14 protein-coding genes are annotated in these 15712 nt (G+C 51.3%); 9 read left to right on the top strand and 5 right to left on the bottom strand.

Annotation, left to right across the window (positions count from 1 at the left end; all coding sequences use genetic code 11):
- Positions 1 to 147: 147 nt before the first annotated feature.
- Positions 148 to 2589, bottom strand: coding sequence for a bifunctional aspartate kinase/homoserine dehydrogenase II (locus tag BZG79_RS04175; RefSeq protein ID WP_077773790.1), 2442 nt, complete (start codon positions 2587 to 2589; stop codon positions 148 to 150).
- Positions 2590 to 2664: 75 nt separating this feature from the next.
- A complete protein-coding gene (gene metB, locus BZG79_RS04170) occupies positions 2665 to 3825 on the bottom strand; it encodes a cystathionine gamma-synthase (protein WP_077773789.1) in 1161 nt (386 codons plus the stop codon).
- A 186-nt stretch (positions 3826 to 4011) separates the two neighbouring features.
- Here metB and metJ point away from each other — a divergent pair, with 186 nt between their 5' ends.
- Positions 4012 to 4329, top strand: a complete 318-nt coding sequence (gene metJ, locus BZG79_RS04165) for a met regulon transcriptional regulator MetJ (RefSeq protein ID WP_025673335.1) — start codon at positions 4012 to 4014, stop codon at positions 4327 to 4329.
- Between the two features lie 67 nt (positions 4330 to 4396).
- Here metJ and BZG79_RS04160 read toward each other — a convergent pair whose 3' ends face one another.
- Both BZG79_RS04160 and rpmE read right to left on the bottom strand, forming a co-directional pair.
- The gene (locus BZG79_RS04160) at positions 4397 to 5641 is read right to left on the bottom strand and encodes a malic enzyme-like NAD(P)-binding protein (RefSeq protein WP_077773788.1); all 1245 of its coding nucleotides are present in this window, start codon (positions 5639 to 5641) and stop codon (positions 4397 to 4399) included.
- A gap of 255 nt (positions 5642 to 5896) precedes the next feature.
- Complete coding sequence (gene rpmE / locus BZG79_RS04155) at positions 5897 to 6112, bottom strand: 50S ribosomal protein L31 (protein ID WP_077461534.1); 216 nt, start codon at positions 6110 to 6112, stop codon at positions 5897 to 5899.
- A gap of 217 nt (positions 6113 to 6329) precedes the next feature.
- Here rpmE and priA point away from each other — a divergent pair, with 217 nt between their 5' ends.
- The 7 genes from priA (at position 6330) to rraA (ending at position 14027) form a co-directional block, all read left to right on the top strand.
- Complete coding sequence (priA, locus tag BZG79_RS04150; protein ID WP_077773787.1) at positions 6330 to 8531, top strand: primosomal protein N'; 2202 nt, start codon at positions 6330 to 6332, stop codon at positions 8529 to 8531.
- Positions 8532 to 8682: 151 nt separating this feature from the next.
- Complete coding sequence (gene cytR, locus BZG79_RS04145) at positions 8683 to 9711, top strand: DNA-binding transcriptional regulator CytR (RefSeq protein ID WP_277918384.1); 1029 nt, start codon at positions 8683 to 8685, stop codon at positions 9709 to 9711.
- Between the two features lie 71 nt (positions 9712 to 9782).
- Complete coding sequence (locus tag BZG79_RS04140; RefSeq protein ID WP_077461532.1) at positions 9783 to 10340, top strand: SPOR domain-containing protein; 558 nt, start codon at positions 9783 to 9785, stop codon at positions 10338 to 10340.
- A 106-nt stretch (positions 10341 to 10446) separates the two neighbouring features.
- A complete protein-coding gene (hslV, locus tag BZG79_RS04135) occupies positions 10447 to 10983 on the top strand; it encodes an ATP-dependent protease subunit HslV (protein ID WP_077577212.1) in 537 nt (178 codons plus the stop codon).
- A 2-nt stretch (positions 10984 to 10985) separates the two neighbouring features.
- On the top strand, positions 10986 to 12317 hold the full coding sequence (gene hslU, locus BZG79_RS04130) for an HslU--HslV peptidase ATPase subunit (protein WP_025744240.1): 1332 nt from the start codon (positions 10986 to 10988) through the stop codon (positions 12315 to 12317).
- 163 nt (positions 12318 to 12480) lie between these two features.
- Positions 12481 to 13386, top strand: coding sequence for a 1,4-dihydroxy-2-naphthoate polyprenyltransferase (locus BZG79_RS04125; RefSeq protein WP_077773786.1), 906 nt, complete (start codon positions 12481 to 12483; stop codon positions 13384 to 13386).
- Between the two features lie 119 nt (positions 13387 to 13505).
- Complete coding sequence (gene rraA, locus BZG79_RS04120) at positions 13506 to 14027, top strand: ribonuclease E activity regulator RraA (protein ID WP_077646523.1); 522 nt, start codon at positions 13506 to 13508, stop codon at positions 14025 to 14027.
- Between the two features lie 50 nt (positions 14028 to 14077).
- Here the strand turns inward: rraA and zapB are convergent, their stop codons facing one another.
- Positions 14078 to 14320 (bottom strand): cell division protein ZapB, encoded by a 243-nt coding sequence (gene zapB / locus BZG79_RS04115; RefSeq protein WP_025744238.1) that lies wholly within the window; start codon positions 14318 to 14320, stop codon positions 14078 to 14080.
- Between the two features lie 288 nt (positions 14321 to 14608).
- On the opposite strand from zapB, the gene glpX reads away from it, so the two are divergent.
- Entirely contained in the window at positions 14609 to 15616 is a 1008-nt protein-coding gene (gene glpX, locus BZG79_RS04110) for a class II fructose-bisphosphatase (protein WP_077773785.1), read from the top strand.
- The last annotated feature ends 96 nt before the right edge of the window (positions 15617 to 15712 follow it).

Here is a 15712-nt window from a genome sequence, read left to right as displayed (position 1 = left end):
ATTATGAAGATAGTCAACATGCAGGAAGCCACCGAGAGCAGCAGCCAAAAGCGCTTCATATAACGTGATCTTCAGATAAAAAAAAGCTGTCTTATGTGGAGTAAGACAGCTTTCACGTTTGCGAAGATCACGTTTACTAAAAGGACATTAGTGAAGACGCCCAATTAAGCGATTCAGATCAGATTGTATCGCCCCAGCGGTGACATCACGCCCCGCTCCCGGTCCGCGGATCACTAATGGATTTTCACGATACCATTGGCTTTCAATCGCAAACACATTATCACAGGGCAGTAGATGCGCCAGCGGATGCTCACTCGGTAAGGTTTCTAAGCTCACCTGCGCATTACCATTGGCTTCTAGACGCGCCACATAGCGCAACACGGCGCGATCTTGCTGCGCTTTTTCCAATCGCTCCTGTAAACACGCATCCATTTGATGGGCGTTATCGAGAAACGCATCTAACGACAAAGATTGCAGCGCTGGCGGTATCAGTGACTCAACCTTGACCTGCTCGGGCTCCAATGACAGGCCCGCCTCCCTTGCGAGAATCACTAATTTACGCACCACGTCGGCACCCGACAGATCGTCACGCGGATCAGGTTCAGTTAGCCCTTGCTGCCATGCCTGTTCAAGTAAAGCACTGAACGGGACTTCGCCGGTGAATTGCAAAAAAAGCCAGGATAACGTGCCGGAAAAGATCCCTGAGAGTGCGAGGATATGATCACCGCTTTCACGTAAGTCTTGAACCGCATAGTTAATCGGCAGCCCAGCGCCTACCGTGGCGTTATATAACCAATGGCGCCCCGTTTTCGCAAACGCATGTTGAATCGCATGGTATTGTTCGGCCGGTGCCGCGCCGGCTTCTTTGTTGGCGGAGATTAAATGAAAACCATGCTCGGCGAGACGCGGATAGAGAGCTGCCAGTGAGGTATTGGCAGTGACATCCAAAATCACCACATCATCATAAGGATGATTCAATAAGCGTGTTAACCATTCATCATCAAAGTATGGCGTGCCATTGTCATCAAAGTCATCCCTGATCTGCATCGGATCGATGCCAGCAAAATCTAACCATTGATTACGACTATCTACCACAGAAATCAGCGACACCTCCTTGCCATGACGCTTTTCGAGGTGCGATTTTTGCTCGGCAAACAAGCTGAGCCAACGCGCGCCAATGTTTCCTTTTCCTACCAACACCAAGCCAATGCGACGTTGGGCTTGGAACAGCGCATCATGCAAGCTGGCCACAAGGGCAGGCGTATGCACCTGACGCAAAATCGCCACCATGCTCAGTCCAGATGCAGATTCACTGATAAACTCTACAGGCTGTGACTTCAGCTGCTGATAAAAACCATGACAGTGCACGGGATTATTGACCACGCCGGCTCCGACGGCAGCAACCATGTTAAACCCTTCGCGCAGCTTCAACTCCGCGGATAGCCCGGCATCCTGGATCTGGGCCATGACCGAGGCCACGACCTCCGCCGTAAAGGCCAGCAAGATACGATACTGATCATCTTGATAATCCGTCGCCAGTGGTTGCACTTTCAGCTGAGAGAGGATGCGGCTCAACTCTTGTTTAATTGCCTGAAAATCTTGCCCGCGGGCGACATCAAACTGCAATAGGCACACATCATCCAAAGATGTAATGATTTTTGCCCCGCGTCCGGTAGCCAGTACACGCTCTATATGGGTCGAGCCACTATCGGGGGCCTGGGTACAACGTAAGGTCAGATCGGTCGCACTTTGCGCCACAGGCTGTAAAGTACGGCTATGAAGCACGGGCGCCGCCAAGCGTGCCAATTCGCCTGCTTCATCCAATCGGATTAAGGGTAACAAGCAAGCATTATCGACATGGCGTGGATCCGCGCTGTATACACCGGCAACATCACTCCATATAGTCACGCGGCGGACCCCCGCTAACGCACCGAGTACCGTGGCCGAATAATCTGACCCGTTACGCCCCAAAAGTACGGTTTCCCCAGCTTGATTTTGCGCCATAAACCCCGTAATCACGACGTGAGATTGCGTGTGCTGAGAAAGTTGCTGCCGTAACAGTGGCCATGATGCGCAGCGATCGACCTCAGGTTGAGCCGCACGTTCCGCGCGTAAACAGTGGCGCGAGTCCAACATCACCGCCTGACGACACTGCTGATTAAGCAGCGCGGCTAATAAACGCGCCGACCAAACCTCTCCGAACCCTTGCACATCGGCTTGTACGCTGTCGCTCAGCGCTGTCTCCCCGAGCGACGCGATCGTCGCGATGTCAGCAGATAAGGCATCAACCAACTGTTGTTTGTGATCACCGTTGATCAGATTTTCAATCAAGTCTTGCTGAAAGGCACGGACGCCTTGCAAGGTCTCATGCGCCAACCGGCCATCTTTGCCCAGTTGAGCGAGCCAAGCAATGAGCTGATTGGTCGTTTTCCCCGCCGCAGAGACCACAATTAAGTCGTGCGCCTTTGCATGCCCCGTCAGCACATCGACCACACGGCGATAACAATCTGGGCTCGCTAAACTGCTGCCACCAAATTTATGCAATTGGCGTTGTGATTCGGGGGCGGTGTCCATCGGTTGCGCGTGCATGGCGAGGTCTCTCTTGGTCTCAATAAATATCAATAAAGCGGCGTGCTATGACAGCAACACCTATAGCAATCGGTTTTACTGGTTAGCTAAATGGGCGAAGGCATGCGCCAAATCGGCCACTAAGTCTTCTGCGTCTTCTAGTCCAATAGAAAAACGCAGCAACGTCGGGGTAATGCCAGCCTCGGCTTGCGCGTCATCACTCATCGCACGATGGGTCATTGACCCTGGATGCGTGACCAGACTTTCTACCCCGCCCAGCGACTCGGCAAGCGCAAATAAGGATAAGCCTTCAATAAAACGTGCGATCCCAGCGGAGTCCGTGTCCAGCTCGAGGCTGAGCATACTACCAAATCCAAACTGCTGACGGGCGGCAATGTCATGGCCTGGATGTGTCGCCAAACCGGGATAGTAGAGTTGCCGCACCGCAGGGACTGTTTGCAAATAGGTTAATACCGCTTGCGTATTTTGCTGATGTTGTTTAACCCGAGCGCCCAAGGTACGCAACCCTCGCAATGTCATATAACTGTCAAAGGCGTTGCCTGTTGCGCCCAAGCAGTTGCCCCACCACGCTAATGTTGCAGCCAATTCAGGCGTCTTCGCCACTACAGCGCCACCGACAATATCAGAGTGACCATTAATAAATTTAGTAGTGGAATGCACGATGATGTCCGCACCCAGTGAAAAAGGCTGTTGGAGTGCTGGCGATAAAAAGGTGTTATCGACCACCACCCATGCCCCCATTTGGTGGGCCTGTTGGCAGATTTTAGCAATATCGACCACACGCAATAGCGGATTAGAGGGTGTTTCAACTAACACCAGTTTCGGCTGTTTTGCCAGCGCAGCGGTTAACGCCTGGTGATCAGATTGATCGACAAAACTGACTTGCCAAATCCCTTGCTTGGCGCGTGACTCTAACAAGCGATAGGTACCACCATAACAATCGTGCGGTGCAACAATATGATCCCCTGCATCCAGTAAAGACAACACCAAGTTAATGGCTGCCATCCCACAGTTGGTCACCACGGCACCGGCTCCGCCTTCCAGTTCCGTTAACGCTTGCTCTAACTGAGCTCGAGTTGGATTGCCCCCACGGGCATAATCATAAGTGGGAACGTCGCCAAAAGCAGGAAAACGATAGTTGGTTGATAAATACAAAGGCGGCACAACCGCATGATGTTGCGTGTCAGTGCCAATTCCTGTTCGAACGGCAATGGTGTCGGTTTTTTTACCTGTCATGGTTCATCCTTGCTCTTGTTGCGCTGGCACGGTTTACGTGATCCAGTCGTCATCATACTACTTTACCTCGGCGCTTCTGGGACGTCAACACTTCTAGACGTCTAAACACCTTTGCATGTGGCGGTTAATATAGCTAAAATCTCCGCAGCATCATTCTGGGTATTCCATAATCAAGATAGGTGAGACATGGCGCAGTGGAACGGCGATTACATTAATCCGTATGCCGAACATGGTAAAAAGAAAGAGCAGGTAAAGAAGATCACCGTCTCTATCCCACTTAAAGTATTAAAAATTCTTACTGATGAGCGCACTCGCCGTCAGGTTCATAACCTGCGTCATGCGACCAACAGTGAGCTATTGTGTGAGGCATTTTTACATGCCTATACCGGGCAGCCTCTGCCAACCGATGACGACATCCGTAAGGATAAACCCGATAGCATTCCTGCCGAGGCACGTCGGATCATGGAAGAGTTGGGTATTGAGTTTGACGACAGTGAATACTAAACAAAAAAACCGCCATCGGCGGTTTTTTTATGGTAAGACACTGTTTTCTAATTACAACATGTTTTCTTTACAACATATAGTTGTCTGGCATCTCAATACGGGCTACGCCGGTTTCGACGGCCGCAAGCGCCACGGCACGTGCTACCTTGGGCAGTAAACGGGCATCCATCGGCTTGGGAATGATGTAATCCGGGCCAAAACTGAGTGAAGACAAGCCCGCGGCATCTAAGACCGATTGTGGTATAGGCTCTTTCGCCAAACCACGAATCGCTTCAACGGCGGCCAACTTCATCGCATCATTGATCTCACTGGCACGCACATCTAATGCTCCCCGGAAAATAAACGGGAAACACAAGACGTTATTCACCTGATTCGGGTAATCCGAACGCCCCGTTCCAATGATCAGATCATCCCGGACTTGGTGCGCAACCTCTGGATTAATTTCAGGATCTGGGTTTGAGCAGGCAAACACGACAGGCTTATCCGCCATCAGTTTTAATGCCTCAGGCGAGAGCAAATCCGGGCCTGATACGCCAACAAAGAGATCCGCACCTTCAATCACATCTTCGAGGGTACGCTTATCCGTGTTATTGGCAAACAGCTGCTTATACTTGTTAATGTCATCACGACGGGTGTGAATCACCCCTTTGCGATCCAGCATGTAAATCTTTTCGCGCTGGGCGCCACATTTAATCAATAGCTCCATACAGGCCACCGCAGCGGCACCCGCACCGAGACACACGATGGTGGCTTCACCAATATCTTTGCCTTGCAACTCGAGCGCGTTAAGCATCCCCGCAGCAGTGACAATCGCGGTACCATGTTGATCATCATGGAAGACAGGCACTTCACAGCGTTCAATCAGCTGCTTTTCGATCTCAAAACAATCTGGGGCTTTGATATCTTCAAGGTTGATACCGCCAAAGGTGTCAGCAATATTGGCTACGGTATCAACAAACTCATCGATGGTGCGGTGTTTAACTTCAATGTCGATCGAGTCCAAGCCGGCAAAACGCTTGAACAATAACGCTTTGCCTTCCATGACAGGCTTTGACGCCATCGGCCCTAAATTCCCTAACCCCAAAATCGCGGTGCCGTTTGAGATCACCGCAACCATATTGCCTTTACCGGTATAGCGATATACGGCATCCGCATCTTGGGCTATTTCACGCACAGGTTCAGCAACGCCTGGGCTGTAGGCGAGAGCAAGATCCGCCGCTGAATCAGCAGGCTTACTGAGTTCGACAGAGATTTTTCCGGGTGTAGGGTATGCATGATAATCCAGCGCTTGCTGACGTTTATCGTCCGACATGTCGTTTTCCTAGTTATTATCGTGAAGGGGTAACCAATACCGGCAGGGAAGGATGACCGATATTAGCCAGACACTCTACAAACCACACAGGAAAGGTTTGTATAAGGGTAAAGATGGTAACGCAGCGGGGAAACGTCCACCAGTACTAACGCCGTATTCGCGATGATGCTCGGACCTGTTGTCCGAATACTAGGACGATACAATCAAAAAAAGGGACGCTGATGCGTCCCTTCTCTATATTCGGTCAATAGCTGCTTATTTTTTGCTGCTAAGGGCACCGAAACGTTTCTTAAAGCGATCAACACGGCCACCAGCATCAAGGATACGCTGCTTACCGGTGTAGAATGGGTGACATTTGTCACACACGTCTAGGTTGATGTTTTTACCTAGGGTTGTGCTGAACGCAAATTCGTTACCGCAAGAGCATTTTGCTGTGACGGCTTTGTACTCTGGATGGATACCAGCTTTCATAGGGATAACCTCATTTTAAAGGCCGTGTCGCTCTCCCGATCCTAAGCCGGGCACCACACGTCGTTAACAAATATTTTCTAAGGCGCGCAATTCTAATCAAGCCCCCTCGGTTTCGCAACTTTTTTGTGCAATCACCACGCCGCGTCACCGTACAACAAGGCTTTGCCAACCGAAGGCGAACCGTTACACTGAGCCCCCTTCTGGTCAATAAGATGTTGTGATGGAACAGTTTGCTCAGGTGGCCCTACCGGTCCCGTTAGCGAAAACTTTTGATTACCGAATCGGTGAGAATCAACACCCCATCATCGGTGGGCGGGTAAAAGTGCCCTTTGGCCGCCAGCACAAGGTTGGCATTGTCACCGGCTTATCCGCAACCGCCAGTGTGGACGCGAGCCAACTCAAGGTGCTCGATGCCGTATTGGATACCCAACCGGTTTGGACGCCCGGCGTCTATCATTTACTCCACTGGGCAAGCCGCTTTTATCATCATCCGCTAGGGGATGCGATGGGCGCTGTGATGCCAACCCTGCTTCGAAAAGGACGCCCTGCGGCATTACAACAGCAAAAATGGTGGCAAATTACCGAGTCAGGACAAAACCAACCCCTCTCGGGCCTGAGCCGTGCCCCTAAACAAGCTCGGGTATTGCAGTTGCTCACACACGGCCCTGCCACCCATGCCGACTTGATCGAACAAGACATCGGCGCACCGGTGCTAAAAACCGTGGCTGAAAAAGGTTGGATAGCCCCCTACACACCACCGCTAAACGCTCAAGCCTGGCAACCGCATTTTGCCGTCACCGAAGACAAACCGGCACTCAACCATGAACAGGCGATGGCGGTTGCCACCATCAATGCCAATGACGGTTTTGCTTGTGCTTTACTCGAGGGGATCACCGGTTCAGGGAAGACAGAGGTCTACCTAAACGTGCTCGAACCTGTGCTTGCTCGCGGTGAACAAGCCTTAATTTTGGTACCAGAAATCGGCCTCACCCCACAAACCATTCGCCGGTTTGAGCGCCGCTTTCATGTCCCGGTAACCGTGATGCATTCAGGCTTAAATGATAACGATCGACTAAAAGCCTGGTTGGCCGCGCGCGAGAATCAAGCAGCAATCGTCATTGGTACACGGTCTGCCCTGTTCACGCCGATGGCTAATTTAGGCATCATCATTATTGACGAAGAGCATGACCCCTCGTATAAACAGCAAGATAGCTTTCGTTATCATGCCCGAGACTTAGCGGTTATGCGTGGTCATGAAGAAAAAGTGCCGGTGATACTCGGTTCTGCCACCCCTTCTTTGGAAAGCTTGCATAACGCAAAAACCGGTAAATATCAGTACCTCAAGCTGACTCAGCGTCCAGGTAATGCGGTGACCGCACGTCAGGGAATACTCGATATTAAGGGCCATTACCTCGACGCTGGATTATCCGCGCCGTTGATCGCCGAAATGCGCCAGCACCTACAACAAGGCAATCAGGTCATGTTGTTTTTAAATCGCCGTGGCTATGCGCCCGCCATGATGTGCCACGAGTGTGGCTGGCTCGCGAATTGTCAACGTTGTGATGCTTACTACACCCTTCACCAGCAACAGCAAGAATTGCGTTGTCATCATTGTGGCCACCAAAAACCCGTTCCGCACCAGTGTCACGATTGTGGCTCCACCCAGTTAATCAGTGTCGGCGTGGGCACCGAGCAGCTTGAAAGCCAGTTGGGCGAGCTCTTTCCTGAGTACAAAACCGTGCGTATTGATCGCGACAACACCCGCCGTAAGGGCAGCTTGGAAACCTACCTTAATCGCATAGAAAAGGGCGAATATCAGATCCTACTGGGCACACAAATGCTCGCTAAGGGCCATCATTTTCCCAATGTCACCCTAGTGGCGTTAGTTGATGTCGACGGTGCCTTGTTTAGTAATGACTTTCGCGCGCCTGAACGGTTGGCGCAACTGATGGTGCAAGTCGCCGGCCGCGCCGGTCGCGCCAGCAAGCCAGGGACGGTGCTATTACAAACGCACCATCCCGAGCATAGCCTGATCCAATCGCTGGTGCACAAAGGCTATCAAGCCTTTGCGGAGTCGGCGCTCACTGAACGCCGCCAAGCTTGGCTTCYGCCCTATACGTTCTTAAGTTTATTTCGCGCCGAAGGCCATGAAGAAAACAGTGTGCAGCAGTTTTTACAACAAGTACGTCAAACGCTCGCTGCCTCCCCCATTCAACACGATGAAAGCCATATCATGGGCCCTATGCCCGCAGCGATGGCCAAACGCGCGGGCCGTTATCGCTGGCAATTATTAATCCAAGCCCCAAGTCGAAAAGTGATGCAGCAGTGGCTAACGGTGGCTCTTCCTGCAATCCATCAATTACCCCTTTCGCGCAAGGTACGTTGGTCTTTAGATGTCGAGCCGCAAGACCTTTCTTAATACTCCCTTGCTGTAAGTCGACACAAGTCACACTTTCATTGCAATAAGTGTTAGCTTGTCCGTATTTAAATTGGACAAGCATAGGTAAAATAGGGCCGCAATTGGCTAAGAAAACAGGTCAGATGAGCTAATAACTGTTTGATCTCACAATATAGATAACAAGAGGACTGTCATTATGGCGACAATGAAGGACGTTGCCCACATTGCCGGTGTATCCACAGCAACGGTATCGCGCGCGCTGATGAACCCAGAGAAGGTGTCAGCCAGCACGCGTAAAAAAGTTGAACATGCTGTGGTTGAAGCTGGTTATTCCCCTAATTCACTTGCGCGTAACTTGCGTCGCAATGAATCAAAAACCATCGTCGCTATTGTACCGGACATTTGTGATCCCTACTTCAGTGAGATTATTCGCGGCATTGAAGAAGCCGCCATGGAGCATGGCTACCTGGTTCTACTGGGTGACAGTGCCCAGCAACACCACCGTGAAAATTCATTCGTCAATCTGGTGTTTACTAAACAAGCGGATGGCATGCTGTTGCTTGGCTCCGACGTCCCTTTTGATGTCAGCAAGCCTGAGCAAAAAAACTTACCGCCACTGGTCATGGCCTGTGAATATGCGCCCGATCTGGAATTACCGACGGTTCATATCGATAATCTTACCGCTGCCTTTGAAGCGGTTAATTATCTCACCCAAGTTGGCCATACTCGGATTGCTAACATTACCGGCGTACCGGAGACCGCATTAACGCAGTTCCGCTCACAAGGGTATCAGCAAGCGTTACATCGTGCGGGGATCACCATCAATCCAGCGTATAGCGTCGTCGGTGACTTTAGTTTTGCCTCCGGAGCGCGTGCCATCACCAACTTGCTCTCTCTGCCTGAGCCACCCACTGCGGTATTCTGTCACTGCGATGTCATGGCCGTCGGCGCGATGCAACAAGCGAAACGTTTAGGCATGCGGGTTCCGCAAGATATCTCCATTGTTGGCTTTGATGATATCCAATTCGCCGAGTATTGCGATCCACCACTCACGACCGTTTCGCAGCCTCGCTATGACATTGGCCGCCAAGCCATGTTGATGCTGCTAAACACCTTACAAGGACGAGAAGTGAACCCCGGCTCCCGCCTTTTGGACGCCAAGCTGGTGATCCGTGAGAGTGTCGCCCCTCCGTCTCGGTAGTAAGACTAGTCAGCACGGGCTCAAGCCAGTAATATGAGCCCTTTACTGGCTTCTTAATTTGATTATTTGCTGTGGCAACTCGTGATTACGTTAAACGTGGCAAAGCGCCGCGTAAAAAAAATACTCGCCGCCAACCGACCAAGACGCGGGCTGGATTCCCATTTAAATGGGCGCTGCTTGCTGTCGTCTTAGTGGGTGCGTTTGCTTATGGCCTGTATTGGTTGAGCAAAACCGATGCACCGACACCCCCTTCTCCCCCCGTGTCTCACACGCAACCGGCCACGCAAAGCCAGGTAGAAAGTCTACCGAAAAAGCCCAAAGAAAAATGGAGCTACATCGAAGAGCTGGAAGGCAAGGAAGTAGAAGTGAAAGCAAAAGCGCTGCCACAATCGACCCGTCCTTACCTCATGCAATGCGGTGCTTACCGTAGCCAAGGGCAGGCTAATGAACGTAAAGCGATCATTGCGTTTCAAGGGCTAGAAAGCCAAATCAAGGTAAGCCCTGGTGAGAAAGGCACTTGGTATCGTGTGGTGCTTGGCCCTTACCCGCGCAAGCGCCAAGCAGAGAAAGATCGCAATATGCTGCGTCGCGCCGGTGTCGAACCTTGTGCTATTTGGTATTGGGAATAGCGAACGGGGAAAGTATTGCGCTCTCCCCTTGAAAAGTCAGCGTCAAAACCCAACCATCTAGATTAATCACCCATCTGGTGCACCAGACACAAACAAAGAGGTTCCCGTGACTACAATCGTCTCCGTCCGTCGCGAAGGTAAAGTGGTTATTGCTGGCGATGGTCAAGTATCGCTCGGCAATACCGTCATGAAAGGTAATGCACGAAAAGTTCGTCGCTTGTATAACGGCCAAGTGCTCGCTGGTTTTGCTGGCGGTACCGCAGATGCCTTTACCTTATTTGAGCGCTTTGAGCGTAAGCTTGAGCTCCACCAAGGGCACCTAACCAAAGCAGCCGTTGAGCTTGCCAAAGAATGGCGAACCGATCGCGCGCTGCGTCGCCTTGAAGCCCTACTGGCTGTCGCGGATGAAACCGCTTCCTTAATCATTACCGGTAATGGTGATGTGGTTGAGCCCGAGCGCGATCTGATTGCTATTGGCTCAGGCGGTAACTATGCGCAAGCCGCCGCCGTTGCCATGTTAGAAAACACCGAGTTAGACGCCCGCGAGATTGCAGAGAAAGCGCTAACCATCGCCGGTGATATATGTGTGTTTACAAACCAACAACACACGGTTGAAGAACTCGAGAGTAATAAACAGGATTAGTGATGTCTGAAATGACTCCACGCGAAATCGTGCACGAACTTGACCGCCATATTATTGGTCAAGACAATGCCAAACGTGCGGTGGCGATCGCACTGCGAAACCGCTGGCGCCGTATGCAACTGCCAGAAGACTTGCGTGCGGAAGTGACCCCGAAAAACATCTTGATGATTGGCCCCACCGGTGTCGGTAAAACCGAAATTGCACGTCGTCTTGCGCGATTAGCTAATGCGCCTTTTATCAAGGTAGAAGCGACCAAATTCACCGAAGTCGGCTATGTGGGTAAAGAAGTCGAGACCATTATTCGTGATCTCGCGGATGTGGCGATGAATCTGACCCAGCAGCAGGCGATGGAAAAAGTCAAATTCCGCGCCGAAGAACAAGCGGAAGATCGTATCCTCGACATCTTACTGCCTCCAGCGCGTGATGCATGGGGCCAAAACGAAGCGACCCAAGAAGATTCGTCAACACGCCAAAGCTTCCGTAAAAAATTACGCGAAGGTAAACTTGACGACAAAGAAGTGGAAGTCGATGTTGCGGCGCCGCAAATGGGCGTAGAAATCATGTCACCACCGGGCATGGAAGAAATGACCAATCAGCTGCAAGGGATGTTCCAAAACCTTGCCGGCAACAGCACTAAAAAGCGTAAGATGAAAATCAAAGACGCAATGAAGGCGCTGACCGAAGAAGAAGCGGCTAAGCTGGTCAATCAAGAAGAAATCAAAGAGCAAGCCATCCACATGGTGGAAAACAATGGCATCGTGTTCGTGGATGAAATCGATAAGATTTGTAAGTCGGGTAACACCAGTGGTGGCGATGTATCACGTGAAGGGGTACAGCGTGATCTCTTACCGTTAGTTGAAGGCAGTACGGTCTCAACCAAGCATGGCATGATCAAAACCGATCATATCCTGTTTATTGCCTCTGGTGCATTTCAGGTCTCACGTCCGTCAGATTTGATCCCGGAACTACAAGGCCGTCTCCCGATCCGCGTCGAGCTAGAAGCATTGTCAACCAATGACTTCAAACGGATTCTTACCGAGCCGAACGCCTCACTGACCCAGCAATACTCGGCACTACTCAAAACCGAGGAGATTGACTTGAGCTTTGAGCCAAGCGGTATTGATGAGCTGGCTTCCGCGGCGTGGCGAGTCAATGAGAAAACCGAAAACATCGGTGCGCGTCGTCTGCATACCTTGATGGAGCGACTGATGGAAGATGTCTCATACGAAGCCAGTGAACGCGCCGGTCAACAGGTTGTGGTTGACGCAGAATACGTCCGTAGCCACCTCGAAGAGCTGGTGGATGACGAAGACTTAAGTCGGTTTATCCTGTAGTCACGACACGTCAACTATCGAACTTAGGGCAGCAAACGCTGCCCTTTTTTGCATCAAAACTTGAGCTGGCGCAATAGGAAGCCGGATTTCGGTCGCGAACTCGTTACTCCTTGTGCTGCTTGCGTAATAATAGTGACATCGTTTTTTCGTCTCGAGGATCGCTATGCTGCACCCTACGCTCGCTATTTGGCTTGATGCTGCGCGACCCAAAACGCTGCCTTTGGCCGTGACATCCATTTTATCAGGGAGTGCGGTCGCCGCAGCGCAAGGCAACCTCTCTTGGTCTATCAGTGTCATGGCGCTGATCACCGCTTTATTCTTACAAATCCTCTCTAATCTTGCTAATGACTACGGGGATGCGATAAAAGGCACGGACAACATGACCCGTTTAGGTCCGATGCGTGCCATCCAATCGGGCAAAGTGAGCCTCGCCACCATGCGCCGCGCTCTGGCCTTCAATATTGCCCTCACCGTGTTAAGTGGCGGCGGACTGATCGCGATTGCCTGTCAGCAGCCCACCGATATTATTAGCTTTTTATTGCTCGGCCTGATGGCCATCGTCGCTTCGCTCACCTATACCGTCGGCAATAAACCTTACGGCTATCGAGGCCTAGGTGATTTATCGGTGCTGATGTTTTTTGGTTGGTTAGGCGTCGCCGGGACCTACTATTTGCAAGTTGGACAGATTGACTCGCTAGTGATCTTGCCTGCGACAGCATGCGGATTGCTGGCTGTCRGCGTGCTCAACATCAACAACTTACGAGACATTGATAATGATCGTGCTTGTGGCAAACACACCCTGGTCGTGCGCTTGGGTCCCGAGCGAGGCCGCCAGTACCATGTCATCCTACTTGCCGGTGCGATTGTTTGTTACTCATTATTTGCCGCGTTGACCTTACAAGCTTGGCTGGGATGGTTGTTCTTGGCGAGTGTGCCCTTATTGGTTCGCCACGGACGCGAAGTGTATCAAACAGCGAATGCGAACGCGCTTCGGCCAATGATGGGCAACATGGTGCGCTGCGCCTTAGTGACTAATGGGCTATTTATGACTGGGATGCTGTTAGTCTAATAAAGACACAGATTAGCCGCTTTGTCATTGCAAACCCTTGTTGCCCCGTTATACTTGGACTTGCCATGTTGGCAGCGCAAGCTTGTCAGCCTTTTTCTGCCTCAACAAGAAGTTAGACTATGGAATACAATACCTCGGAACTATGCGACATGTACCCCGACCAAGTGGATGTCGTGGAGCCAATGTTTAGCTCTTATGGGGGCCGCAGCTCGTTTGGTGGCCAAATTACCACGGTAAAATGCTTCGAAGATACAGGCTTAATCCGCGAGATGGCCGAGCAAGACGGCGAGCAGCGGATTATGTTGATCGATGGCGGTGGCTCGTTACGTCGCGCCTTAATTGATGGCGAGATTGCACAGCTCGCGGCAGATAACGACTGGGCTGGCATGATTGTCTATGGCTGCGTGCGCGACGTGGATACTATCGATGAAATCGACATAGGTATCCAGGCCTTGGCCTCTATCCCTGTGGGCGCTGATGAACAAGGCACCGGTGAAACCGACATCCCCGTGAACTTTGGCGGCGTCACCTTTTTGCCGGATGACCATGTCTATGCGGACACCACTGGCGTCATCTTATCGCCGGATCCGCTCAGCATCACCGAAGTCGACGAAGAAGACGATGATCTCGACGAGGATTAGTGGCGTCAGTTGACCGATAAAAAACAGAGCCCATCGGCTCTGTTTTTGGTTTATTCAACGCTCTCGATCTTACCGAGTAAGCTGCGGATACGATTCTGCCAAGCTTCTTGCTCTTCTTTTAACTTGGCGTTTTCTTGCGCTAATTGCTCACGGCTTTCTTTTTCAGCCACTGCATCTTGCTCCAGCGACCCGTTCTTTTCTTTGAGCTCTTCGATTTCCATTTGTAGCAGCGAAATCGTATCCACCGCCATTTGTACTTTAGCTTCGAGTTGTTCTAATACTTCCAATGACATCAAGGCCACCTTATTTCTGACGATTGATCCCGTTACTGCTTATCCGGCAGTAACCCGTGCAACAGGTGTGCACCCCGACTTTATTGTACTCAGGTGGTGTCAGACTGCCACTATTCTCACTACCTATGCATGGACAAGTGCGCAAAAATGCAGCGACTTCGCCAACTATCGCACGGCGAAGATAAAAATCACCGCCGCACTCGTTACGCAAACGTTTTCTATTTCTGGTAAACTGCGCGCAAATTAGGCTAACGCCTGTCTTAATGTGGCTGACATTCCGGAGTACTCATGAAACGTGATCTCGCATTGGCTTTTTCTCGCGTCACCGAAGGCGCCGCTCTCGCGGGTTATAAGTGGTTGGGAAGAGGGGACAAAAACGCAGCCGATGGCGCAGCGGTTGAGGTAATGCGTACCTTGCTAAATCTGACCGAGATTGACGGTGAAGTCGTCATCGGTGAAGGAGAAATCGACGATGCCCCCATGCTATATATTGGCGAGCAAGTCGGCTTGGGCGGTGAAGCGGTTGATATTGCCGTTGATCCGATTGAAGGCACACGCATGACAGCAATGGGTCAGGCCAATGCCTTGGCAGTGCTGGCCGCTGGAGAAAAGGGTAGCTTTTTAAAAGCGCCAGATATGTACATGGAAAAATTAGTGGTGGGGCCTGGCGCTAAAGGTGTGATTGACCTCAATAAGTCCCTACTTGAAAACCTCAAGAATGTCGCCATTACGCTCGGAAAAACCCTCGACACTCTCGTCGTCGCCACCTTAGCAAAACCTCGTCATGATGCCATTATTGCCAGTATGCAAGCGCAAGGGATCCGAGTATTCGCCTTTCCTGATGGTGATGTAGCTGCTTCTATTCTAACCTGCATGCCAGAAAGTGAAGTGGATGTCATGGTTGGGATCGGCGGAGCGCCAGAGGGGGTCGTCTCTGCGGCCGTGATCCGTGCACTAGGCGGGGACATGCAAGGCCGTTTGCTCCCTCGACACGATGTGAAAGGTGACACCCCAGAAAACCGTGTTTACGGAGAGCAAGAACTGGCCCGTTGTCAACAAATGGGGATTCAAGCCCGCCAAGTCCTCACGCTGTCACAGATGGCCAGTAGCGATAATGTTGTCTTCGCCGCAACCGGCATCACCAAAGGCGACCTACTTGATGGGATCAGCCGACAGGGCGATCTAGCCACGACAGAAACCCTGGTGGTACGTGGCCAATGTCGGACCATTCGCCGTATTCGCTCCACCCACTATTTAAGCCGCAAAGATGAAGCGATCAAACCGCACATCTTATAATCTTCACATTGATGAGTGTAGCCTCTGACTGGTCAAATCCATTGATTTCGATTACCCTTTTATAAATACTTTACTTTATTTAATTGTGAGTATGCG

The sequence above is a fragment of the Salinivibrio sp. MA427 genome (genome assembly GCF_001996115.1).
GTDB classification, from domain to species: Bacteria; Pseudomonadota; Gammaproteobacteria; order Enterobacterales; family Vibrionaceae; genus Salinivibrio; species Salinivibrio costicola.
This window is presented reverse-complemented; position numbering and strand designations above follow the sequence as displayed.